Source organism: Acinetobacter sp. ACNIH2 (genome assembly GCF_002934965.1).
Taxonomy (GTDB): Bacteria; Pseudomonadota; Gammaproteobacteria; order Pseudomonadales; family Moraxellaceae; genus Acinetobacter; species Acinetobacter tandoii.
Genome location: NZ_CP026412.1, coordinates 2,781,452 through 2,802,994 on the forward strand (window position 1 = coordinate 2,781,452; position 21,543 = coordinate 2,802,994).

The window sequence follows — 21,543 nt, forward strand, 5'->3', positions numbered from 1 at the left end:
GGACATTTAGAAAGTCACTGATTCCTTTGGAAAAAGTTGAAAACGGTGTATGTTAATCATGCACCGTTTTTATTGGGGAACATTTGTGATTTGGGCAAAACAGAAAGAAGAGCAGCACTTAGCAGAAGACACACGAAAAATAGATGCCAAAATTCAAGCCTATGCCAGTAAAGTTCAGACTTTTTTGACTCAAATTAACCAGATTATTTTAGATAAAGAGCAACAAACCAAGTTGGCGTTGAGCTGCTTGTTGGCAGGTGGGCATGTACTTTTTGAAGATTTACCCGGTTTAGGAAAAACCACGCTTTCAAGTGCTTTGGCACATATTGCAGGTCTGCAATTTCAACGTATTCAGTTTACCAATGATATGTTGGCGAGTGATGTGATTGGCGTCAATATGTTTAATCAAAAAGAGCATATGTTTGAGTTTAAACACGGTCCAATTTTTACTCAAATTCTTTTGGCTGATGAAATCAATCGTTGTAGCCCGAAAACGCAAAGTGCTTTATTAGAGGCGATGGAGGAGGGTGCGGTTACTGTCGATGGGATTCGTTATGCCTTACCGCAACCGTTTTGGGTGATTGCAACACAAAACCCGCTATTTCAGAGTGGAACATACGCCTTACCTGAATCTCAGCTAGATCGCTTCTTAATGCGGTTGTCTCTGGGCTATCCTTCGCGCTCAGCAGAAAAATTATTATTACAGCAAGATTCAAGACAAGTTTTAATTTCAACTTTGGCACAAGTCTTTCAGCAAGATGAGATATTGCAATTACAACATTTGGTGCAGCAGGTTTATTTGGGTGATGTTGTCATGGATTATCTTCTAGATTTGGCGCAAGAAAGCCGTAAAGGGCGTCACGGTTTATCAACACGCGGGCTATTGGCATTAAAAAAAGCAGCACAAGCACATGCTTTAATCGAACAGCGTAGTTTCGTCACTGCGGATGATGTCCAAGCTGTTTTTGTTGCGGTTACGGCACATCGAATAGGTCTTAGTGAAAGTGAAACTGCACAGCTTATGCGACAGATTCCGATCAGTTAATGGCAAGGAAATTTACGTTGATTCAGTCATTGTGGTCGAAATGGACAAAAAAAAGATTTAGTTTTGAGCAACAGAAAGCATTGACGCAAAAAGATGTGTTGGTTTTTATGTATCAGCAAGGTTACTTATATCTGGTATTGATTTTAATTACCTTTATTGCGGGGGTAAATTATGCCAATAATTTAATTCTTGGTTTTTGTTTTCTGATTAGTGCCATTTTATGTATTAGTTTTTATCTTACCTTTAAGCAATTGCATGGTTTGCAGATTGAAGTTTCCTATACGGAACTGGGGCAAGTGGGGCAGCCTTTAAGCTTAGAGCTCTACTTTAAACAGTCTCAACCTCAAGCACGTTATTTATGGATGAGTGTTGATACGCAGATACATCGGATCATGTTTGCAGATCTTCGATATTGCTATGTAATTGAACTCAAAGCAAATAAACGTGGAGCATTTGAATATCCTACAATCAAGCTTTTTTCAGTCTATCCTTTTGGATTAGTTCGGGCATGGACTTATATGTATTTAAAAGGGCAATCTTGGATTGCACCTCATGCTCAATATTCAATAATGCAACAGCAGTATTCACGACAAGCACAGGAATTAGATTTGGATGAATTTCGAGAGTTACGCGATTTTCGACAAGGTGATTCTATCCAAGCTGTTTCTTGGAAGCAGGTGGCGCGAGGACAAGGGCTTTATGTGAAAGTTTTTGAGCAACATGATGATTTACATAGCATAGATATTGATTATCTACATATGCCGAGTACAGATCATGAAGAAAAGTTGAGTTTGATGATGGGGCTGGTCGAACAATGTGAGCAACAGCAATATGCTTATCGTTTACTTCTACCACATGCTGAACTGGTCAAAGGGCTTGGGGAGCAACAAATGCTACAAGCTAAACGGTTGCTGGCACAGGCTTAAATAATGAAAAATACACTTAGCTCTTCGGTCAAATTAACCATTTTATTAAGCTTAAGTTTAATTTTGATAGCGCAAGCTGCATATTTGCCAATAATGCTTTCGGCACTTCTACTGACTGCGATTACAACGCTATATATTCATTTTAGACAAAGTGAATTACACGCTTTTTCAAAATTGTGGACAGCTTTGGGGGTACTCGCAGCACTTGCGAGCATTTATTTTAGCTATGGCACCTTTATTGGCGTTGAGGCTGGAGTTGCTATATTAACCACGTTTCTTTTTGCAAAAGCCTTAGAAATTAAAAATACGCGTGATGTCATTATTATTTTTAATTTTGCTTTATTCGTGGCTGCGAGTTCATTTTTATTTAGCCAGTCCATCTGGATGGCAAGTATCGTACTTGCCTGTTTAGTTAGTTGTTTTATGGGGTTATATCGGCTTCAAACCGCAGGTTTTCAGCATCAAGAGAGCATAACAGGTGGGTTTAAGCAGGATTTAAAACATGTTGCAAAGTTCATAGGCCTCGCGCTACCTTTTTTTGTGTTGCTGTTCTTATTTTTTCCACGCTTACCGCCGTTATGGCATATCCCCCTTCCTGAAAATAAAGCCGTTACAGGCATGAGTGATCGCATGTCTCCAGGAGATATTGCAGAATTATCTCAATCCAGTGCTTTAGCATTCCGTATTTTGGGGGATATGTCGAAGCTACCACCACGTTCAGAGCTGTATTGGCGAGCGATGGTACTCGATCACTATGATGGTCAAACGTGGACCAGTAGCCCATTTAATCAGCAAAATTATAACTCTGAAAATCAGACACGACTGGTTCAGCACGCGCAGTTTAAATATCGATATTTAGCAGCGGATCCGCAGAGCAGTTGGGTCATGGGGCTGGATCAATCGATCCCGAATAATCCCCAATATTTCTTAAAAAAAGATGGCAGTATCGTGCCAAATCGCGCTGTACAGTTGAATGAACCGATAGATTTACAGTGGTTAGGAAAAAGCACTCTTGCTGATTTTGTTAAAGAGGATCCAACTACTAGAAAAAGTACCACTAAATACCCAGCGCATTTGGATCTTCGCGCACAAAAATTAGCAAAGCAATTATTTGAACAAGCGGGTCATGATCCAGAACGATATATCCATCATGTTATTGATTGGTATAAGCACCAACATTTTGCATATACCCTACAGCCAGGATTACTGGGACAGAACCGTATTGATGATTTTCTTTTTCAATCGAAGCAAGGTTTCTGTGAACATTATGCATCAAGTTTTGCTTTATTGATGCGATATGTGGGGTTACCAGCACGTATTGTCGTGGGATATCAGGGAGGAGATTTAGCACCCGATGGTAAAAGTTGGGAACTTAGACAACTCGATGCTCATTCGTGGACAGAAGTAAAGTTGCATGGTAAATGGATGAGGATTGATCCGACAGCGATTATTGCACCACAGCGCATAGACTCAGGGATGCAAAACTATATGGATGCTGAGCAAAATGTTTGGGGAGCAGAAAGGTCTAATGTGAGTTATCAGCAGTATGCTTTACTAAAAAAAATGCGTATTTGGAGTGATTATGCAAGCTATCAATGGCAAAGTAAGGTAGTTGGCTATAATGCCGAATCACAACAAAGCTGGTTAACTCGTTTAGGTATTCGTTCAACCTATGCAATGGTTATGGTATTGGTCTTAAGTGTTTTATCTCTTTTAGCAGGGTATTTTCTTTTTATCGTTTATCTAAAATGGAAAAATATCTCTGAAATTGATCGTTTACTTTGGCGGTTTTCTAAAAAATTACAGCATGATTTACGTAAGCAGGAGTCTGAAACAATCACTGTTTGGATGCACCGCCTTAGTGATGAAATAGAAATGGATGATATCCAGATCTTTGAAAATATCGCGCATTTACACCGAAAGATTATGTATGCACCGAAGCATAGTGAGCAAGAGATTGAACAATTTGCTGAAATGCTTAAAACTTGCACGTTTGTATTGAAAAATAAAAGAAAGATCTTGTCTAAGTGAAAAAAACTGAATATTATGCGTGACATATAGGCGTATAGCTCAGTTGGTTAGAGCGCTACGTTGACATCGTAGAGGTCTCCAGTTCGAGTCTGGATATGCCTACCAAATAAAATCAAAGACTTACAGTTAAAATCAATAACTTGTAGGTCTTTTTTTTGCATGTAATTTGGCGCAATTGGTGCATTTGTTGCTCTTTTTGGTAAAAATACGCCATAATTTACGCCAAGATTACGCCAAGACCTGTACGATGAAATTACCCAAAGCCAGAAAAAGAGGTGATGCCTATCGAATTGAATTAATGTTCGATGGAAAGCGTTACTCAGCAACCCGCGATACAGAAAAAGAATGTGAGCAGTGGGCAGCAATAAAAATACTTGAGTTGAAAGCAGGTGCCAAAGAAGATGCTCCAATAAATGAAAAACCTGTTTTCACCTATAAGCAGTTATTTGATGTTTATTGGGACAAAGTAGGCAAGCATACAAAGTCTAAAGATTGGATTTTGACGCAGTACAAAACCTTTGAAAAAAAGATGGGTGAGTTGGCCCATAAAAATATTCATGACATTACACCACTCGATTTAACTAATTGGCGAAATAAGCGTTGTACTGAAGTAAAAGAAAATACTGTGCTTAAAGAGATTTCACTCTATTCAGCAATGTACACATATGCTCAAAAAGAAATGTTCTTGTTGGATTCAAATGTTTGGATGCAAATATCGAAGCCAGTCAAACCTGAATCACGGTACCGTCGAATTTCTCAGACTGAAATTGATACGATGTTGAAGCTCTTGGAATATGAAATAGGGCAGGTACCGACATTGCCACAGCATTATGTTGCTTGGGGTTTTCTTTTTGCTATCGAAACAGCGATGCGCAAGGGTGAGATTCTGAACATGAAGCGTTCAGAAATTTATGACGGCTATGTACACCTTCCAAAAACTAAAAATGGCTCTAAACGTAATGTGCCATTATCTAAGTTTGCCAAAGAGCTGATTGCTCTGATTCCGCATGAGGATGAGCAAATCATTCCACAAAGCCCTGATGCATTCAGAAAGTTATGGGAGCGAAGAAAGGCAGAATCAGGAATTGAAGATTTTCATTTTCATGACACACGCCATGAAGCAATTTCCAGAATGGTTAAAATTAGAAAGTTACCAGTAGAGGTATTAGCCAAAATTACTGGCCATAAAAAAATTGAAGTTCTAGTGAATGTCTATTACAACCCAGATGCAGATGAACTGGTTGAAATGTTTAATTCATAAAAAGAAGAGAGCTAACAAGCTCTCTTTCTTCCACGTTTAGATGTGCTGTCTTTTAATAACTGGGATGCTTTAACTGGGTCATAGAGAAATTTACCCTCAGTTCCTTGGTTGATAGCACTTAGACGTCTGCGCACGGTTGCAACTGAAATGCCATGTCGCTGTGCAATATCCGCAGCGGATACCAATTCAACCTTTTCCTGTTGCATCCCGACCACCGTTGCACCACCGATATCAGATCCTAAGAAAATCTTTGGAGGTACATCAGATTCAACTGTAATTGTATATTTTAAAGCTCCCATCAAGTCACCTCCTTCAAACTTTCCACACTTTCAACAAGGGTGATGGCTTCACTTATATGCGAGCCGTTCTCATTATTTTGAATACAACTAAAGTATTCATCTTTAGCTTCTTCCAGCCCGCCAAACTTCTGCACCAACTCATAAGCATCTATATATTTTTTTAAATCGTCTCTAAACTGGGTATTTATAAATTTTTCCTCAACCTCATTAACAGCATTAAACCTACCAGTCCAGTATTGAGATGCACCCCAGCCAAACTTTTGAACAAATTCAATTGCTGTCATGACTTTGCTCCTGTGCATTTGGGATTGCTTTTAATATTCTTCTCTCAGCCTCAACATGATGATCGAACCAAGTGGAGGGTTCGCCTGTTTCATCAAAGACAGAGGATGTTGATTCATTCTCCATAGCATCAGAGCAGTTGCATAAAATTGTCATCAGATCGTCCTTCGGTACCAAAACAAACCCGTCAGGCACCGCTTGGGATTTGGCTTGCCAACCTTTTTTAAAAAGGTTGAATGCAAGGGCAGTATCGCTATTCTCATAAGGATTTTCATAGTCACCCCATTTTTGATCTAAGCAAAACCCCATTTCATCAGCTTCGACCTCAAAGGCTTCTTGAATTAAATCATTTTCTTTCTGAATACCCATCACTTCACCTATCTCTTATGAGCAAATATCTGCGCAAAACCTTTAATTTTTAAGAGAATTGCGCATAATTTTGCTCAATATCGCCATAATTCAAAATTAATAATTAGTGTTCCGTTTATTGCCAACATCACTTCAAGCCACCAGATAACCCATTCCATGTGATTCACCTTTAACAATATGCAGAATTTCTTTTTCTGCTTTCGGTGTGCAAGTTTGATCAGGTGCCGCAAGGTGTCTTTCAAACTCAGTCCCAAGCTCATGTGCTGCGGTGTTACCCGATAAGTCGGCACCTACACGCATATAATGATGTGACTTTTTATAAGCCTTTTGCGCTTCACGGCTTTTAGCTCTTGCTGCAAAACCACCGTTTAATGCATTTACGTCATAACCTAGTTTTTCTAACCAAATTTTGAATCCTAAGAGGTTCTTTGGTTTGACTACTGCGCGCATAATTCTCGTCCTTCAGGTTGAGTTTGAGTGCTGTAGCCAATCGCCTTGAACAGTGGATTTAAAGCCGAAATATCCAATTCTTTTTTGGCACGTGTAGCAGCAACATATAGAAGTCGGGCTTCATCTTCAGATAGAACTTTTTCACCAGGTGCAGCCGCTTCCTTATAAAAGAAGTCACCACCAAGTTTGACCTTGTTAAATTCCAGACCTTTCGATTTATGGGCCGTAGTCACAACACAATCAAAATCACTTGAATTGCTTTTCATCAATCCTTCAATCAAAGCAGATTCACCAACTGTATTAATTAGACTAACCAGTGGTTTTAGGTCATTTCCTGAAACTTCTTCGGTATATTCAATAACTTCTTCCCAATTGCTAAAGCCTTCAAATACGCTTCCATCGTGAACCTTGATGCCTGATTTAACCTTCTGAGCATCTTGAATGTTTTTCAACAAGGAGGCTGTATCAACCTCTAAACGTGGTTCGCGTCCAATTTTTACCAACTCAACCATGTTCGATAGGGCAGCAGCATTGGTACGGTAGATGAATGCATCTGCAATCACGTCACTGACATCACCAACACTAGAATTGATCTGTTCAAAGCCACGTAATGGAATAGTTTCATCCAAGACATTGAATAAAATCTTATTGGCAAGGTCAGCAATATTTTCACCAAAACGGAATGACTGGCTTAAACGTGTCTCGGCAATTTCTAGAGATTGCATGGCATTGACCGCGCCTCTGAAAGCATAAATTTGTTGGTGGCGATCACCCACATAAATGACTTGCGCTTGTTGCTTACTCAACACATTCAGCATGATCGGATCGGCATCTTGAGCTTCATCGAACAGGATAAAATCAGAATTAATCACTGGATTACTTAAAGCCCAATACTTCAAGTAATGATCATGCTCTAATTTGTTCACCCCTGTAGGATTGAGTACATCGCCCCAATAGTCATATGCCTTAGGTAAAAGGACATTAGCCAACTCTGCACGATAGGTGTCATCCATCCAGTCAGGTAGGGCAGCATATACATGCGCCAGTTGGATCTCGTTGTAATTTGAACGGCAGAAATATCCAACTGCATTCAACATGGCATTAGCCATATGCTTAGAATTGAATAAGCGTTTTTTATCATCTTCACCGCGTTGTTTTACCAATGCGACAGGCACATGATAATTTTCAAGGTTATGGCGGTATGCCAACTGGTTAGACATAAGGCGACGATTCTTCAATTTGTTCGTCAACCAACGTGGCACAGAGTTATATGCAAGACTGTGAAAGGTTTTGCACTTCACATTGTGATTGAATTTAGACTGTGCCTCAGTTGCAATTGCCTTGTTAAATGCTAGGTACATGCCGTGTTGGTTGTACTTTGCATTGCCAATTAATTTTAGTGTTGATGTCTTACCAGCACCTGCATAGGCAGTTACTTTGCAAGATTGTCCTTGAATCGCCATATCAATGGCATGTCGTTGTTCAATAGTTGGATTCATCTTTGATCTCACTATTGGCACCCTCATCGATGAGGGCACCACATGCCAGAGTTATGCTGTTAATTCAGCTGCTTTGCGTTCGTAAATCGAATTGATCTTGTCGATCTGTTCGTCAGTTAGATATGAAGTGTTAGGTTCAAATCGTTCACCCATAATTGAATTGATAACTTCAACATCTGCTGCATCTTCAAGATCAACAACCAACTGAAGGTAGAATTTCTTTGCAGCATAGGCATTTTTAATATCTGTTTGAGCCGGTTCACCTAAATCATCTGGCACAGTGGAACCAACTTGTTTTAATTGATCCAGTGACTCTGCTGCAGCAATTTCTGCAATTAGAGCTGCTGTGTCGAACTCAGGTGCCATATCAACAACCTTGTCCTGTTGTTCACGATGTTCTAACTGTGCTTTTAGACCAGATGCACCTTGATGCTTCTTGATATTTGATGGCTCAGGAGTCACATCAATTTCTTTATCACGCTCTTCTTCAGCAACCCCAAAACCTTTAAGAATATCCGTGAACTCATCGCGTAATGCATAGCCACGTGCACGCATTTGCATCATGCGTCGTGGATATTGAGACCAAGGACCTTGTTTAGTTAATAACCCAGCGCGTTTAGCATCTTCCTTGCTGAATGTTTTGGTAACAGCTTTATGGCCTTTACGTTTAACGATACAAGTTGCAACGTCGTCGGTTTGAGTCTCTTCAAATTGCTCAAGCAACCCTGAACTACGAACCAAGGCAAGAACAGCATCACCCCAAAGAGAAGGACGACCATTAATTACTGCAATGTTTTGCATGGCCTGAAGTGGTTGTAAGCCAATTTCAGCACCCCATTGCATAGCAACTAAAATGTTGCCAGGCTTTTTCTGATAGTCCTTTGGGACAATTTCAGAGTTCGCCAATAAATCAGCAATTTGCATCGCTTCTTGAAGGTTAGTAGGAGTTAAAAAGCCAGTGTTTTGAACTAATGCATTCATGATAAATATTCCTTAAATTGCTTCTTTAAATTTGTTTGAGGTACGGAAAACACGCGTACTGGATGTTTTGCTGTATTTCGCAAATAAATCAGGTTCTTCTTTTTTCAACAGCGTGCTGTCGATACGAGTAGAGGATTGTTCTTTGTAGGTACAGATAGTCATGCCTTGGCTAATCAGCATTTCTGCATCTTGCATGGTGGTAACGATCTGTAGCTTGATCTCATCTTCACGCGCCTTGTCAGCCTTTTGGCGATTCTGAACAGTGATGAGCTCTTCAGCTAATTTGATGTGCTTTAAGTCAGCTTCGACTTGTTTACCAACAACTTGCTTAGACCAGCGATGCAATACATCATCAAAACAAGTTGGATCGGGTGGGACATCAGCAACCACATGGTTGAACCAGAACGCTTTAACTTGACGAAAAATTGAATCAATCAAATCTTCATCACGTTCAATGCGATACATGCGGAACTTGTTGCCACCGATCAGTACTGCTAAATCAATAAATTCACAGCCTGAAAGTAGTAGGTACCAAAGGCACTGTGTTAGGTAATAGTCTGGTACTTGGTCTGAGCCTTCTTCACCAAATAACTTTGCTAGATACTCAGAAGCCGTTTTGCATTCAAGCAGTCTGTCAGTTGTGAGCTTTCCATCTTTGAATCGCACGTTGCCTGAAATTTCAGGATTGATAATTGCGCGGTCAATGTTGCCAATTGCCCAAGGATGATCAGGCAAACTTAATTGTTGTGTTACACGCTGAACCTTTACACCGGCACGACGTGAATATTCTTTTGCAACCAAATCTTCAAGAAGATGACCAAAGTGTGCTGATTCGCTTTGAGACTCAGAGCGTTCACTACGGCCAGTTTTGTCTAACCACAATTGGTATGGTGACTTGTATGGGCTGAAACCAAGGATTGCAGCAACATCTGAACCACCGATTCCTTTTTTACGACCTGCAAGAAACTGGTCGCGATTGACTTGGGTATTCATATCAAACCACCTGATTTTCAGAATATTTAGGTGCCAAAGGGCGGTAGCTTTCATCAGCAGTACGCTGGCAGTTCGCGCAAATCATTGCTGGTATTACGCAACGATGGAAAAATTCATCATCGTAACCATCACGTGTTTCAGTATTTCCGCAGTGTTCACATTCATAAATTGCTGTGAAATCTCGACGGGTTTGAGAGGTGATTTTCTTAATTTTCATAAGAAAAATCCTCCACGTTTCCCCATGATTTCCAAACTAATTGAGCCGATACCTACATCAATGATCAATTCACGAAAATCTTGATTAGAGGTAATGCCAAACTTAAATGCCCAACCACCACCGAAACGACCTGAACCCTTCACTTTGAGTGGGTTCCAACCCCATTTCTCACCATTGAGGTAACTGTTTATAGGATCGCGTGACTTGATGGTTTGCCATGGGAAGCCTTCTAACGACACGTAAATAGTCGATTTGCCAATGTTGATTTCGCTATAGTCTTTAGGAACAACATGGCATAGCATTCTATAAACTAGTGCTTGCAGCTCATTTCGCTGACCTTTAGAACCATGCTTAATCACGATAAGTTCACCCATGAGAACCTCCCAACTTTTGAAGTTTCACAGCAATAGATTCTTCAAGCGCCTCATTGATTTTGGTGAGCTCATAACGGTCAAGGTATGCATTAATTTCTTCACCTGATTCATCACCAACGAACTCAGGTTCAAGACGATCTATCTGAATACCAGTAGAGCGATTGAAGCCGTTGCCATTATCAAAACCTGAATAATCGAAGTTCACTTCAATCAAAAAACTGTCATTAGCTGCAAGGAGCGTTGCATGGCAATCACGACGGCAGTCGTTATATGGCCCAAGATCAAGTGCATCCACTGTGTAGCTGTCAGAAGAAACAGTAATTTGTTGCTGCTCTTCAATTGGTAGCTTTGCTGGTTGATACATTTGTACTGAAGCAAACACTGCTGTCATAACCACTGCACTACCTAAACCACACAAAACCGATTTGAAATTAAAAGAAACCATGTTCATAATCCCTCCTATAGCTTTCGCTATACCCCCTAAAGAAGCCCCGTCCTCGATCAAAAATTCGGGGCTTTTTTTCGTTTAAAATTTAAGTAAATTAGACAGAACCTTCCAAGATGGTTACGTATTCAGGAACACCTGGTAATACGGCCTGTTCTTCTTGATTGGTGACGATTTTCCCGCTGCGGATGTAATCAACGGTATCTTCCATTGATTTTTCGATTGCCTTTTCAAGCTGATCAAGGTCATACCAGAAGGTGATATTTCCATCTTTGATGCGGTAGCGGAAACGAGCAGGAAGGGCATAGTGCTCACCGCCACGGTGAACTTGAATACCAAATACGATTTGTTCAGGAATGGTCAAATTACCAGACACACCTGCACGCGCTTCAATCGTTTCGTTGTATTGAAGTTGAACTTGACCGTTGTCAGTGCGAATACCTGATTTGAAATCAACATTCGTTTTTGCATTCAATGTTTGAACGATTTCATATAGTTCAGCTGCTGCCGGTTGATTGATGTAAGGCATTACATCTTCAAGGAACAAAGCAAACTGAGTTTGAGTGAATTTTTCACCTGAGCTGGCTTCAATTTTTTTAAACTCAGTGGTTTTTTCAACTGTTAAATTTGCGACATGCTTGGCGTGACGTGGAGCAGCTACCACACCATCGTCCGATTTTTCTTTAACTTCGTGGTAATCAAGAACAGCTTTAAAACGACCACTAAGTACATTCACAAAGATAATTGAGTTTTGATCTGCAAAACGCTCTACATATTTAATGAAGTCTTTAGCAGTATCTAGTTTTACAGCTTGCTCAAGATGTAAAGGGCGCTCAAGTGTGTTTTCAAATGTATGAACACGGCCATTGTCTGGAATTACAACAAATGGCAATCCACGTGTTTGTTGCAGTGAAGTTTGACCAAGTGTGAAAGCATTTTGGCATTCGCTTGAATTTTTAGCTTCGCTCATTTTTTAATAAACCTATTTAAAATTGTTGATATTTAAGAAAATATTCCAAAGTTAATTAATTAACTTAATGGCTTGATTACAGGTTTTTCATTTCCAATTGGAATTTGTTTGAGCTCAACTGGCGCTGAATCGATATGCTCCAACTGCAATTTTTGTTGGCGTGGATCTTCACGAACAAGCTGTTGATCACGATCTGTAAATAGAACAGTCGGCTCTTTATCGAATTTAGGAAGCGTAGACTTCACATCATCAATGATTTTGTACACACCATTACCGTTAGGTTTAATAGTGAGTTTCACAGTGATAGTGCTTTGCTTACCTGTGTCTTGAGTTGCTTGAAGCGCTTCAGTTAAAAGCTCATCTAATTCTTCAATTGTGCTGCCACGTTGAAGGTTAGAAAGCGTTTGGCTGAATGAAGTGTTTTTAGCTGACATAGCATTCACCTAACATTTCAGATTTGTTGTTGGTGAGATAAATATAAGAAAACTTAGTTTTTCAATCAAGAGGAATTATAAGAAATCTTAGATATTTTACTTAGAAAACTTATTTCAAAAAATTTAGGCAATAAAAAAGCCCGCGTTAAAATGGGCTTTAGGTTTGATCGAGTAGGGTTTTCTGTATCTAATTAGTATGCTGAATATTCTGAGTTATTTTCAATTTCGCTGTTCAAATCTTCTAAGCTACTTTCAGCATCAGGAACAACATCACGCCAATTTTCACTTTGAAATCTTTCAAATTGAGCATTAACTTCATCAGCCTTACTTTCAAGGTTTGCAACATGTTCTTGCAAGCTCTGAACTTGACCTTCTAGTTCCTCAATTCTTGCGTCTTTTTCACTAACCATCTCATCATACTCATCTTGAGTGATCTGAGGTTCACCACATCCAACGAGAGCCAAACCTAAAACAAGAGGTGCGAACCTTATGATTTTCATTAAAAATAACTCGTATTGTTTTGTTTGTTAAATTTTAATTTTTCGCTTTGCTTTATAAATATAGCGAACAGAATCAATAACCTCACCCACAAAAACACATTCTTCATCGAGATGTATGATGTTTGGCTTAAAGTCAGGATTAAGGGCTTGTAAGTATCTTGAGCCATCAGGTTCAATCACCAGTTTTTTAAATGTCGCACCATCCAATTTGCGAACAACAATTAAATCACCAGATTGAATATCGCTGTATTGAACGTGAGGATCTACCAGGATGTAGTCACCTTCGATAAACATGGGTGCGTTACTTGAGCCTTGTACTTTCAAATAAAAGCAGTCTTCACAATCTTCTGGAAGAGGGAGCCATTCCTCAACTTGAGTCATGTCAATTGCTTCAACATTGGTGAATACACCTGCCTGAACCCATGACAGTACTGGAGCCATTTTAGGTGAGATAGGAGTCACATTAGATGAACTGCTACTACTTTCACCTTTACCAGTCAGGATATATTCAGTCGTGACTCCGAACTCATTTGCCATTGCCTCTAATGAGGCCGCTTTTGGCAAATAGCTATCCTTTTCCCATTCCGTGACAGCAGGCGAACTTACGCCTGCAATCTTAGCTAGCTGCACTTGAGTAAGTTTTTTCGAGCGTCTAAGCGCACGTATGCGCTGACCAGTAGTTTGCTTTTCCATATAAGTTATCTTACATATTGCTTTTATAAGTTTTCTTTGATTAAATAATAAGAAATCTTATTTTTTAGGATGTTGGAAATGACCAAGCAAGAAGCTTATGAGCTGCTTAAGGTAAATGGGGTTGAGTTGGCTGGACTTCTTGGAATCGAGCCGTCAGCCGTTTATCAATGGCCTGAAAATAAAATCCCATTAGCAAGGGAATACCAAATCCGTGATTTAGCGGAAGGTAAGGAACCAATTAAGCACCAACCACATATGGTGAAAGTATGAGTCTTGAAAAGAAATCTACGCATGTTCGCTTGTCTCCAGAGATCCATGAACGAGCAAAAACTCTCGCTGAAATTAAGGGTAAAGACCTTGCTCAATACCTCGCTTTCTTACTTGAAAAAGAAATCGTGGGTGAGTGGCATGTTCTTAATTTACAAGCAAAATCTTTTGAGCGCTTGGGATTAGGAGCTTTAGTGCGGGACTTGTCTACTGAGGTGAGCTTTTCAGAGGGATTGGAAGGGATTCACGGGAATTTAAGCAAAGAAAAAGCCTGATATCTGACATCAGGCTTAGTTGTTCATCAACCAGAGAGATTAAAGAACATGACTAATTTAACAGAACATAAGTGTGCTGGCAAATGTCCAGAGTTTAACGGGGAACAGTGCAATCACTGTTTGATTATTGAAGGTGAAACGGCTCCAGTGGCTTTGTTTGTTTCTGGGTTGGATGACGGGGAAGAAGCATGACGAATACAGCATTGAATCCTTCAGAACAGGACTTAGTTGTCTTGAATCGAAATGATGTAAGTGATGCGAATTACTCGATCACTGTCGCAAGTGATAGACCTGATTATCCTGTTTTTAAATCAAGTACAGGCATTTTTCACACCTATTCAGAAAACAACAGTAAATGGGTCGAATGTAAATCTATCAACGATAAAACATCAGGTTTGAAAGCTGTTGCAGTGGAAACTATCAAGGTTAAAGGATTTGAGGATCTAATTGATGGTAAGGCTGCATTAGCTGCTGCTTTGGCTGGTGAAAAGGTTCAGATTTCTTTAGAACCTTGGGATGAAATTCGTTGGACTGATTTCATTCCAGACACAGACGACACTTCTACGAAATTATTTTTCACTGGATTTTATGATGAACGGAAGGTCTTTTTCCGTATTAAGCCAAAAACTATCACTATCAACGGCATCGAAGTGCCTGCGCCTTTTTCACATCGTCCCGAAGTTGGTCAAGTAATCCTTTATTTAGATGATTCTGAGCCTCAAGGTTTCACTGGTGAAAAATACAGTGGTTTACATGATGCTGACTTTAACTATGGCTGGTGGGGTTCGGAAGAAAAAATAAAAATGGTGGTTGATGCGCTTCGTAAAGTATTCGAGGTGCAGTCATGAGAAATCGCTTTAGTGGTTATTGCTATTACTGCACGCACTTCGTTGCAAAAGGTGCAGGGCATTTTGAAAAGCGCCAAGACGCTAAAGGTTTTCGTGTCATCCATGCTGAGTGTGTGTTCAAGCAGCGCGAAGAAAAGCAAAAAGCGAATGGGGTTACAGCATGAACCTACGTCGCCCTAAAACCCGTTCTCGTTTCAAGCCTGGTCAAGTTGTTCGTTTGGATGGCTGGGCTTATCGCGTGGCTGCAACTATGCGCATTGATAACTGCGAAATTGTGCATGTCTATGCCAAGTTCCGTTGGTCATTTGGTCCTGATATTTCAGCACGTACCGTCACTGCAAAACAATTGGTTTTGATGCGAGGTGCTGCATGATCGACAACACTTCAATTCTCGCTCTAACAGACATTATCCAATTGTCTGAGGATGAACGCTTACAGGCGATTAAAAACAGCTTTGGTGATAAGTCTCATGATGAACTGTTGGGCTTGCTTGGTAATGTTCTGAATATAGCTGTGAATTACGCTCAATCATGTGATGAGACTCTTTATCTGCACATGGTAACGAATGGCGGTATGCATCCATATGCGATTGAAAAGCTAATCTCACCTAGTTTCCATGGTGCTTTGAATGGGCTGATCTTGGCTCAGAAAGCACCTAATCAAGATGTGCTATGCGAATCATGTGCATATCGCTGCGGAACTCTCGCAAATCACTGTCTTACGACTCAATCTGACTTGGCTCATGCTTTGGAATCGGATGCGGTGTTTTATTGCCATAAAGATATTGAGAATCTGGACTGCCCGACCAGTGAAGACAAGAAGCGTATGAAGCCATGCAAAGGTTGGGCACAGCATGTGAAAAACAGGTGGCAACATGAAGGACCTTAATAAAGCACTGCTGTTCATTTTTATGGTGATCGGTGCTGCCGCAATTCGATTAGGGGGTGTGGCTTGAGTGATTCAAAAATTCCACTAACACCAAAAGAGTGTGATGTATCAAATTTTCCATACATGCCGATTGAAATTGATCGTCTTTTGAATTCTGAAACATGGATTCTTGGAGATGATTCAGAAAAAGTTGCAAGTATGACGCTTTGGTTGAAATCGTGGTCGCAAATCCCTGCGGCAAGTATTCCCAACAATGACAAGATGCTTGCGCATCTATCGGGTATGGGTACCAAGTGGAAAAAAGTAAAAGAACATGTTTTACGTGGTTGGATTGATGGTGGCGATGGACGTTTATATCACCACGTTGTTGCAGAGAAAGCATTAGAGGCTTGGATTGAAAAGCTTGCCAATGCTGTATCTGGAGCACATGGCAACGCAAAACGATGGAGTATTGATATTGATACTTCTGAGTTGGAAGGTCAGCTATGCGATGCAGTTTACCGACTAAAAAGTATCGCACCGCAATCCAAAGCGTTAACTAAAAAGATTGCCAAAATGGTCGAGTCACGATCGCAACCCGTATCGGGGGGCGATACCGACCCGAATAGTCAGGGGATCGCAATAGAGAGTAAAGAGAACGTAAATAGAATAGATATTAATAAACACACACAAGACGCGAACCAAAAATCTGAACAAGACGACTCTTGGAAACCCGATTCAAATTTCTTGCTGAACGTCATTCGTGAAAGCGTAGGTGCTCAGGCTGAATCCGTTTTAAACATGCCTGATTACCAATTTCACCTTGGTAACTTCAACGCCCATTGGGAAAACAGACCAGACCTCACTGAAAACCAGCGAACCCGAAAGTTTGCTGTATGGCTCATTGATAAATTCAAGCAGCGAAAACCTGGTACTGATTCCAAAAGCAAGGCCAAGCACGACAACAAGAACGTCAACGACGATTGGGACAACCAACCCAAAAACGATCAACCGTTTCACGGCACAGTCCAACTACCTGAGGGCATGACATGAACGCACATTTTCAATTCAGTAATCATGCAGTCTCACAGGTTGTTTGTGAGCTGCACCAAGTTCAAAAACTTGTGGCAGGTGGGAATTTGATTTGCCCTATGTGTGCGAGTGAATACGTGAATGCTGATCGATCTAAACACCAATCAGAAACAAATCGAGCAGTGTTTGAAAAGCACATTGCAGGGGCAATGCTTCCAGATCGACATGCACATTCGTCATTCTCGAATTACAACACCACCACCCAAGGTCAAGCGAATGCATTGAGCCAATGTGCAAACTTTGCAAAACGGATTGCTGAAAAACAAAACTCAAATTTCATCATGGTTGGATCGACAGGGACAGGTAAAACACACCTTGCTTGTGCAACGGCTAAGAATCTTCTGAAAAGTGGGCTTAAAGCGCGTTGCATCACCAGTGAAGAAATTGCACAGCGGATCATGAACGCATGGGACAAGGACACGAAAGATCAATCCGAGGAAGCTGTGATTTATGAGTTTTCTCAATACGATTTGTTGATCGTGGATGAATACGGATTGCATGACCGTGATAAGCGCATTGAGCTTGTTCACAAAGTTTTAACCAAGCGATACGACTGCAAAAAACCGACCATGTTGATTTCAAACTTCACCTTGAAAAAATTACGTGATGACCTAGGGGACCGATTGTGGTCACGCTTCCAGCACGATGGTTTAACCGTAGTGGAGTGTAATTGGGCTGATGCACGTGTTGGGGGTGCTCATGTCTAAAATCATCATCGGTATCGATCCTGATTTAGAAAAATCGGGTGTGGCAGTTTTGGGGAAATCGCATTTTGAGCTGAAGAATCTCAAGTTTGCAGATGTGGTTGAACTCTTTCACGACCAACAAGACATGATCAAGAAAGTTGTGATTGAAGCTGGTTGGTTAAACAAGAAAGCAAATTTCAGAAGCGGTGCGAAGAAATCACTTGCGGTCAATGAGCAGATTTCAAAACGTGTTGGTGAAAACCATGCAACAGGCAAGTTACTTGTGCAGATGGCACAGCACTTAGGTTTGCCAGTTGTCGAAGTGAAGCCAACAAAATCTAAAACCAATTCAGAAGATTTTAATCGTCTCACTGGTTGGGTAGGTCGAACAAATCAGGAGCAGCGTGATGCTGGCATGTTGATTTGGGGCATGAGCGTTTAGGAGGGATTAAAAATATGCCAGTACTTGCGTTCCTGACTCAGTTCCATGTCAAAGACAAGGTGAAGCGTAGTTCAACGCCTAAGGTGTCTGAGAGCGATATTAAGAATATCCGTCAGCTTCATGCTTCAGGGCTGTCCTATCGTCAATTGGCGCACAAATACGACATATCCCATGAGATGTGCCGAAGAATCTGCAACAGGTATTGCTACAAGGAGGTGATTTGATGTCTCTACGTGGGAAACAGCAACGATTTGTTGAAGAGTATTTGAAGGATCGTAACGCCACTCAAGCGGCAATTCGTGCTGGATATTCAGCAAAGACTGCAAACGAGATTGGAGCACAGAACTTAGCAAAACTTAGTGTGAAGGAAGCGATTGCAAAGGGCGAGGCTGAACTTGCTGAACGCAACAAGATTACCCAAGACAAGGTTTTAAATCGATTGTGGGAAATGGCTACGGCTGATCCCAATGAGTTACAGCGTTTTGTACGTGTGAATTGCCGTTATTGCTGGGGTGAAGATCATTATTACCAGTGGACCAATGGCGAGTATCACAATGCAATTTATCAAGCCAAAGCACGACAACTGCCACCGCCTGATTGTGATGGTGGCTTTGGTTTTGACCGAACCAAAGAGCCAAACCCTAAATGCCCTGAATGCAGAGGGCAAGGACACGGCTTCACCTATATCGAAGATACAACTCGCGTGAGTGATCAAGCAAAGCTCTTGTATGCAGGTGTCAAAGAGACGCAGCACGGCATTGAAATTAAATTTCATGACCAAGTAGCAGCATTGATCAAAGCAGGTCAGCACATCGGAATGTTCAAGGATCAGTTGGTTCATAGCAACGATCCAGAAAATCCATTAACCGAAACCACATCCAACAGCAAAAAACTATCTGCGATTGCCAAGCTTAAAAAGGCGAAGGATAAAGCGAAATGACAAGTGAACAAGAATTTGAAGTCAACCATTTGGCAGAAGCAAACACACAGTGGAGAAAATACTCTAACCGACAAAAACAACGCATTAAATTTTTAGAGATGACTTTGAGATTTGTTAAAGATCATTTTGAAATGAATGATTTAGATAAAGTTATGCCACGTGTCTATGAAGAAATTGTTGAATGTTTAGAAGATCAACAAAGCAAAGTACACAATACTTCATGCACATACAAATTTGAGCTTGCATTTCACCACCTGCAAGACACACCTGAATTGCGCAAGTTGTACTGGTCTGCAATGGGTGTGATTCAATTTGATGACAAGGATCAGGTTGTTATTCCTGAACTAGTTGAATGCCCTGTGTGCAAAGAGGGTGAGCATGTCTAAAAACCCTGACGATGAAATCCTTTCCTTACTTGCTGATATGACAGAAAAGGAAATTGAGCAGTACTTGCTGTCACTGGATGAAGACGAGCACAGAGAAGTACTTAAGCTGCTTGCAAATGCTCCAATTTGGTTTCCGCTTGAAGGCCCTCAAATGGCTGCATATTTATCCACGGCTGATGTGATTGGCTACGGTGGCGCAGCAGGTGGTGGTAAGACGGATTTACTCGCAGGGCTTGCACTGAATATCCATAAGCGTGTGTTGATTGTACGTCGTGAGAAAGCGCAGACGGACGGTATTGTTCAGCGCATTGAAGAGATTGTTGGGCATAAGAACGGATTCAACTCTCAAAAATCTGCATGGCGTTTGGATAATGGCCGTCTTTTAGAGTTTGGTGGTCTGGATAACATCGGTGATGAAAAGCGTTGGCAAGGTCGTGCACATGATCTCAAGGCACTGGATGAGGCTACAGAGATTCGTGAATCACAAGCACGCTTCATCATGGGGTGGAATCGTACCAGTGACCCAACATCAAGCCTAAATGCCTTCTGACCTTCAACCCACCAACAACCGCAGAGGGACGTTGGGTATTGGATTATTTCGCACCATGGTTGCAGAAGGGTTATCCAAACCCTGCACAACCTGGTGAGCTTCGTTATTTCGCAATGATCGGTGGCAAGGAACAGGAAGTTGCGCGACCTGAGCAGTTTGTTTTGGTTGATGGTGAGCCTTGCTATGAGTTCGATCCAGAGCAATTTAAGCCTGAATTTATCATCAAGCCTAAATCACGGACGTTTATCCCTGCGCGTGTCACAGACAATAAGTACTACATGGAAACAGGCTACATGAATACTTTGCAATCCCTGCCTGAACCTTTGAGGTCTCAAATGCTCTACGGTGATTTCAGTGCTGGTATTGAAGATGATCCATGGCAAATCATTCCGACTGCATGGGTAGAAGCTGCACAGGCACGTTGGAAGCCATACGAAGAAATGCGCATGTTGAATCGTGGTGTCTTTGAAATGGATTCATACGGCTTGGACGTTGCACGCGGTGGACGTGATGAAACGATTGGATATGCACGTTATCAATACTGGTATGCAGATGCAGATTTATTGGCTGGTGCAGATTCACTTGATGGCCCATGTGTAGCTTCGTTTGCCGTTGGTAATACCCGTGACCATGCGCCAATTCATATTGATGTGATTGGGGTAGGTGCCAGTCCTTATGACTTCCTTAATCAATCAGGCATGCATGTAGTACCAGTTGATGTGCGCCAAGCTGCTACATCATTCGACCGTTCAGGCCAGTTGAGTTTTTTCAATCTACGTTCACAGCTTTGGTGGCAGTTCCGCGAAGCATTAGACCCTGCATACGGCAGCATTGTTGCACTTCCTGATGATCCTAAATTACTTGCCGACCTGACTGCACCGCGTTGGTCATTACAGGGCAAGAACATCAAGGCTGAATCACGTGAGGACATTGTGAAGCGTATAGGGCGAAGTCCTGACCGTGGCTCTGCAATCATCATGGCACAGATAGATACACCTAAGCGTCACATCATGCAGATGGTTCATGGATCAAGAGCACGTCGTGAATATGATCCGTATGAGTAGTGTCAACAGCAAAGGGGGAATCTATGAAGTGCCAATGTCAGAATGTGAAAACACAAACGAGGAGATATGACCATGTGTAGCAGCAATATTGGTGATTTATTGATTGGTGGTAATAGCGTTCTTGATGGAACTGCAAACTATTTGGTATGGAGCCCAAGAAAGCACAGGTTGTGGCTCCACCTGCACAGCCAACAAAACAGGAAAGTAAAGCAGCAGATTCTTCGGCTGTAATTGATCGAGCACAACAAGCACAAAATTCTATGTCTGGCGGCATCGCTAATACTTTGTATACCGACACAACAGGCGTAAATGATGAAGAACTACGTTTGGGCAAAAAAACTCTTTTAGGGCGCTAAT

The 21,543-nt window shown here is 41.2% G+C and carries 30 protein-coding genes, 1 tRNA gene and 2 pseudogenes; 19 read left to right on the plus strand and 14 right to left on the minus strand.

The window, feature by feature from the left end; all coding sequences use genetic code 11:
* The first annotated feature begins 85 nt into the window (after positions 1–85).
* The 5 genes from C3F34_RS13085 to C3F34_RS13105 all read left to right on the plus strand — a co-directional run bounded on the left by C3F34_RS13085 (position 86) and on the right by C3F34_RS13105 (position 5,263).
* Entirely contained in the window at positions 86–1,045 is a 960-nt protein-coding gene (locus tag C3F34_RS13085) for an AAA family ATPase (protein WP_416333177.1), read from the plus strand.
* Between the two features lie 20 nt (positions 1,046–1,065).
* A complete protein-coding gene (locus C3F34_RS13090) occupies positions 1,066–1,971 on the plus strand; it encodes a DUF58 domain-containing protein (protein ID WP_416333178.1) in 906 nt (301 codons plus the stop codon).
* Between the two features lie 3 nt (positions 1,972–1,974).
* The gene (locus C3F34_RS13095; RefSeq protein ID WP_044740302.1) at positions 1,975–4,002 is read left to right on the plus strand and encodes a transglutaminaseTgpA domain-containing protein; all 2,028 of its coding nucleotides are present in this window, start codon (positions 1,975–1,977) and stop codon (positions 4,000–4,002) included.
* A gap of 28 nt (positions 4,003–4,030) precedes the next feature.
* Positions 4,031–4,107, plus strand: a tRNA-Val gene (locus C3F34_RS13100).
* Positions 4,108–4,249: 142 nt separating this feature from the next.
* On the plus strand, positions 4,250–5,263 hold the full coding sequence (locus C3F34_RS13105) for a tyrosine-type recombinase/integrase (protein WP_104442353.1): 1,014 nt from the start codon (positions 4,250–4,252) through the stop codon (positions 5,261–5,263).
* 11 nt (positions 5,264–5,274) lie between these two features.
* On the opposite strand, the gene C3F34_RS13110 is transcribed toward C3F34_RS13105, so the two are convergent.
* The 14 genes from C3F34_RS13110 to C3F34_RS13175 form a co-directional block, all read right to left on the minus strand.
* The gene (locus C3F34_RS13110; RefSeq protein WP_104441775.1) at positions 5,275–5,562 is read right to left on the minus strand and encodes a DNA-binding protein; all 288 of its coding nucleotides are present in this window, start codon (positions 5,560–5,562) and stop codon (positions 5,275–5,277) included.
* Complete coding sequence (locus tag C3F34_RS13115; protein WP_104441776.1) at positions 5,562–5,846, minus strand: hypothetical protein; 285 nt, start codon at positions 5,844–5,846, stop codon at positions 5,562–5,564. The genes C3F34_RS13110 and C3F34_RS13115 overlap by 1 nt, the downstream gene beginning before the upstream one ends.
* The gene (locus C3F34_RS13120; protein WP_104441777.1) at positions 5,833–6,213 is read right to left on the minus strand and encodes a hypothetical protein; all 381 of its coding nucleotides are present in this window, start codon (positions 6,211–6,213) and stop codon (positions 5,833–5,835) included. Before C3F34_RS13120 ends, C3F34_RS13115 begins: the two co-directional genes overlap by 14 nt.
* Before the next feature lie 132 nt (positions 6,214–6,345).
* Positions 6,346–6,663 (minus strand): hypothetical protein, encoded by a 318-nt coding sequence (locus tag C3F34_RS13125; protein ID WP_104441778.1) that lies wholly within the window; start codon positions 6,661–6,663, stop codon positions 6,346–6,348.
* On the minus strand, positions 6,651–8,162 hold the full coding sequence (locus C3F34_RS13130) for a 3'-5' exonuclease (protein WP_104441779.1): 1,512 nt from the start codon (positions 8,160–8,162) through the stop codon (positions 6,651–6,653). Before C3F34_RS13130 ends, C3F34_RS13125 begins: the two co-directional genes overlap by 13 nt.
* Positions 8,163–8,213: 51 nt before the next feature.
* The gene (locus C3F34_RS13135) at positions 8,214–9,143 is read right to left on the minus strand and encodes a transcriptional regulator (RefSeq protein WP_104441780.1); all 930 of its coding nucleotides are present in this window, start codon (positions 9,141–9,143) and stop codon (positions 8,214–8,216) included.
* A gap of 12 nt (positions 9,144–9,155) precedes the next feature.
* Positions 9,156–10,136 carry a YqaJ viral recombinase family protein gene (locus C3F34_RS13140; protein ID WP_104441781.1) on the minus strand — a complete coding sequence of 327 codons (981 nt, stop codon included), beginning with the start codon at positions 10,134–10,136 and terminating at the stop codon, positions 9,156–9,158.
* A gap of 1 nt (position 10,137) precedes the next feature.
* Positions 10,138–10,353 (minus strand): hypothetical protein, encoded by a 216-nt coding sequence (locus tag C3F34_RS13145; RefSeq protein ID WP_104441782.1) that lies wholly within the window; start codon positions 10,351–10,353, stop codon positions 10,138–10,140.
* Positions 10,350–10,727 (minus strand): hypothetical protein, encoded by a 378-nt coding sequence (locus C3F34_RS13150; RefSeq protein ID WP_104441783.1) that lies wholly within the window; start codon positions 10,725–10,727, stop codon positions 10,350–10,352. Before C3F34_RS13150 ends, C3F34_RS13145 begins: the two co-directional genes overlap by 4 nt.
* The gene (locus C3F34_RS13155; RefSeq protein WP_228155296.1) at positions 10,720–11,178 is read right to left on the minus strand and encodes a hypothetical protein; all 459 of its coding nucleotides are present in this window, start codon (positions 11,176–11,178) and stop codon (positions 10,720–10,722) included. The genes C3F34_RS13150 and C3F34_RS13155 overlap by 8 nt, the downstream gene beginning before the upstream one ends.
* Before the next feature lie 91 nt (positions 11,179–11,269).
* Positions 11,270–12,142, minus strand: a complete 873-nt coding sequence (locus C3F34_RS13160; protein ID WP_104441784.1) for a DUF2303 family protein — start codon at positions 12,140–12,142, stop codon at positions 11,270–11,272.
* A gap of 59 nt (positions 12,143–12,201) precedes the next feature.
* On the minus strand, positions 12,202–12,576 hold the full coding sequence (locus C3F34_RS13165) for a hypothetical protein (RefSeq protein WP_104441785.1): 375 nt from the start codon (positions 12,574–12,576) through the stop codon (positions 12,202–12,204).
* Between the two features lie 191 nt (positions 12,577–12,767).
* Entirely contained in the window at positions 12,768–13,076 is a 309-nt protein-coding gene (locus tag C3F34_RS13170; RefSeq protein ID WP_104441786.1) for a hypothetical protein, read from the minus strand.
* 27 nt (positions 13,077–13,103) lie between these two features.
* Entirely contained in the window at positions 13,104–13,769 is a 666-nt protein-coding gene (locus tag C3F34_RS13175) for a LexA family protein (protein WP_104441787.1), read from the minus strand.
* 78 nt (positions 13,770–13,847) lie between these two features.
* On the opposite strand from C3F34_RS13175, the gene C3F34_RS13180 reads away from it, so the two are divergent.
* The 14 genes and pseudogenes from C3F34_RS13180 (at position 13,848) to C3F34_RS13240 (ending at position 21,542) form a co-directional block, all read left to right on the plus strand.
* Complete coding sequence (locus tag C3F34_RS13180; RefSeq protein ID WP_104441788.1) at positions 13,848–14,039, plus strand: Cro/CI family transcriptional regulator; 192 nt, start codon at positions 13,848–13,850, stop codon at positions 14,037–14,039.
* Entirely contained in the window at positions 14,036–14,311 is a 276-nt protein-coding gene (locus tag C3F34_RS13185) for a hypothetical protein (protein ID WP_104441789.1), read from the plus strand. Before C3F34_RS13180 ends, C3F34_RS13185 begins: the two co-directional genes overlap by 4 nt.
* A gap of 188 nt (positions 14,312–14,499) precedes the next feature.
* Positions 14,500–15,159 (plus strand): hypothetical protein, encoded by a 660-nt coding sequence (locus tag C3F34_RS13190; protein WP_104441790.1) that lies wholly within the window; start codon positions 14,500–14,502, stop codon positions 15,157–15,159.
* Positions 15,156–15,323, plus strand: a complete 168-nt coding sequence (locus tag C3F34_RS20305; RefSeq protein WP_158654358.1) for a hypothetical protein — start codon at positions 15,156–15,158, stop codon at positions 15,321–15,323. Before C3F34_RS13190 ends, C3F34_RS20305 begins: the two co-directional genes overlap by 4 nt.
* Entirely contained in the window at positions 15,320–15,532 is a 213-nt protein-coding gene (locus C3F34_RS13195) for a hypothetical protein (RefSeq protein WP_016166618.1), read from the plus strand. Before C3F34_RS20305 ends, C3F34_RS13195 begins: the two co-directional genes overlap by 4 nt.
* Positions 15,529–16,047: a hypothetical protein gene (locus tag C3F34_RS13200; protein ID WP_104441791.1), complete on the plus strand. Its 519-nt coding sequence runs from the start codon at positions 15,529–15,531 to the stop codon at positions 16,045–16,047. The genes C3F34_RS13195 and C3F34_RS13200 overlap by 4 nt, the downstream gene beginning before the upstream one ends.
* 63 nt (positions 16,048–16,110) lie before the next feature.
* Positions 16,111–17,079, plus strand: a complete 969-nt coding sequence (locus tag C3F34_RS13205; RefSeq protein WP_104441792.1) for a DUF1376 domain-containing protein — start codon at positions 16,111–16,113, stop codon at positions 17,077–17,079.
* Entirely contained in the window at positions 17,076–17,825 is a 750-nt protein-coding gene (locus C3F34_RS13210; RefSeq protein WP_104441793.1) for an ATP-binding protein, read from the plus strand. Before C3F34_RS13205 ends, C3F34_RS13210 begins: the two co-directional genes overlap by 4 nt.
* A complete protein-coding gene (locus tag C3F34_RS13215; protein WP_104441794.1) occupies positions 17,818–18,246 on the plus strand; it encodes a hypothetical protein in 429 nt (142 codons plus the stop codon). The genes C3F34_RS13210 and C3F34_RS13215 overlap by 8 nt, the downstream gene beginning before the upstream one ends.
* A 14-nt stretch (positions 18,247–18,260) precedes the next feature.
* On the plus strand, positions 18,261–18,470 hold the full coding sequence (locus C3F34_RS20765; protein WP_104441795.1) for a hypothetical protein: 210 nt from the start codon (positions 18,261–18,263) through the stop codon (positions 18,468–18,470).
* Positions 18,470–19,186 carry a terminase small subunit gene (locus tag C3F34_RS13225; RefSeq protein WP_104441796.1) on the plus strand — a complete coding sequence of 239 codons (717 nt, stop codon included), beginning with the start codon at positions 18,470–18,472 and terminating at the stop codon, positions 19,184–19,186. Before C3F34_RS20765 ends, C3F34_RS13225 begins: the two co-directional genes overlap by 1 nt.
* A complete protein-coding gene (locus tag C3F34_RS13230) occupies positions 19,183–19,572 on the plus strand; it encodes a hypothetical protein (RefSeq protein ID WP_228155297.1) in 390 nt (129 codons plus the stop codon). The genes C3F34_RS13225 and C3F34_RS13230 overlap by 4 nt, the downstream gene beginning before the upstream one ends.
* Positions 19,565–21,186 (plus strand): annotated as a pseudogene (locus C3F34_RS13235) (terminase). The gene C3F34_RS13230 and the pseudogene C3F34_RS13235 overlap by 8 nt, the downstream one beginning before the upstream one ends.
* Before the next feature lie 72 nt (positions 21,187–21,258).
* A pseudogene (locus C3F34_RS13240) lies at positions 21,259–21,542 on the plus strand (hypothetical protein).
* The last annotated feature ends 1 nt before the right edge of the window (position 21,543 follow it).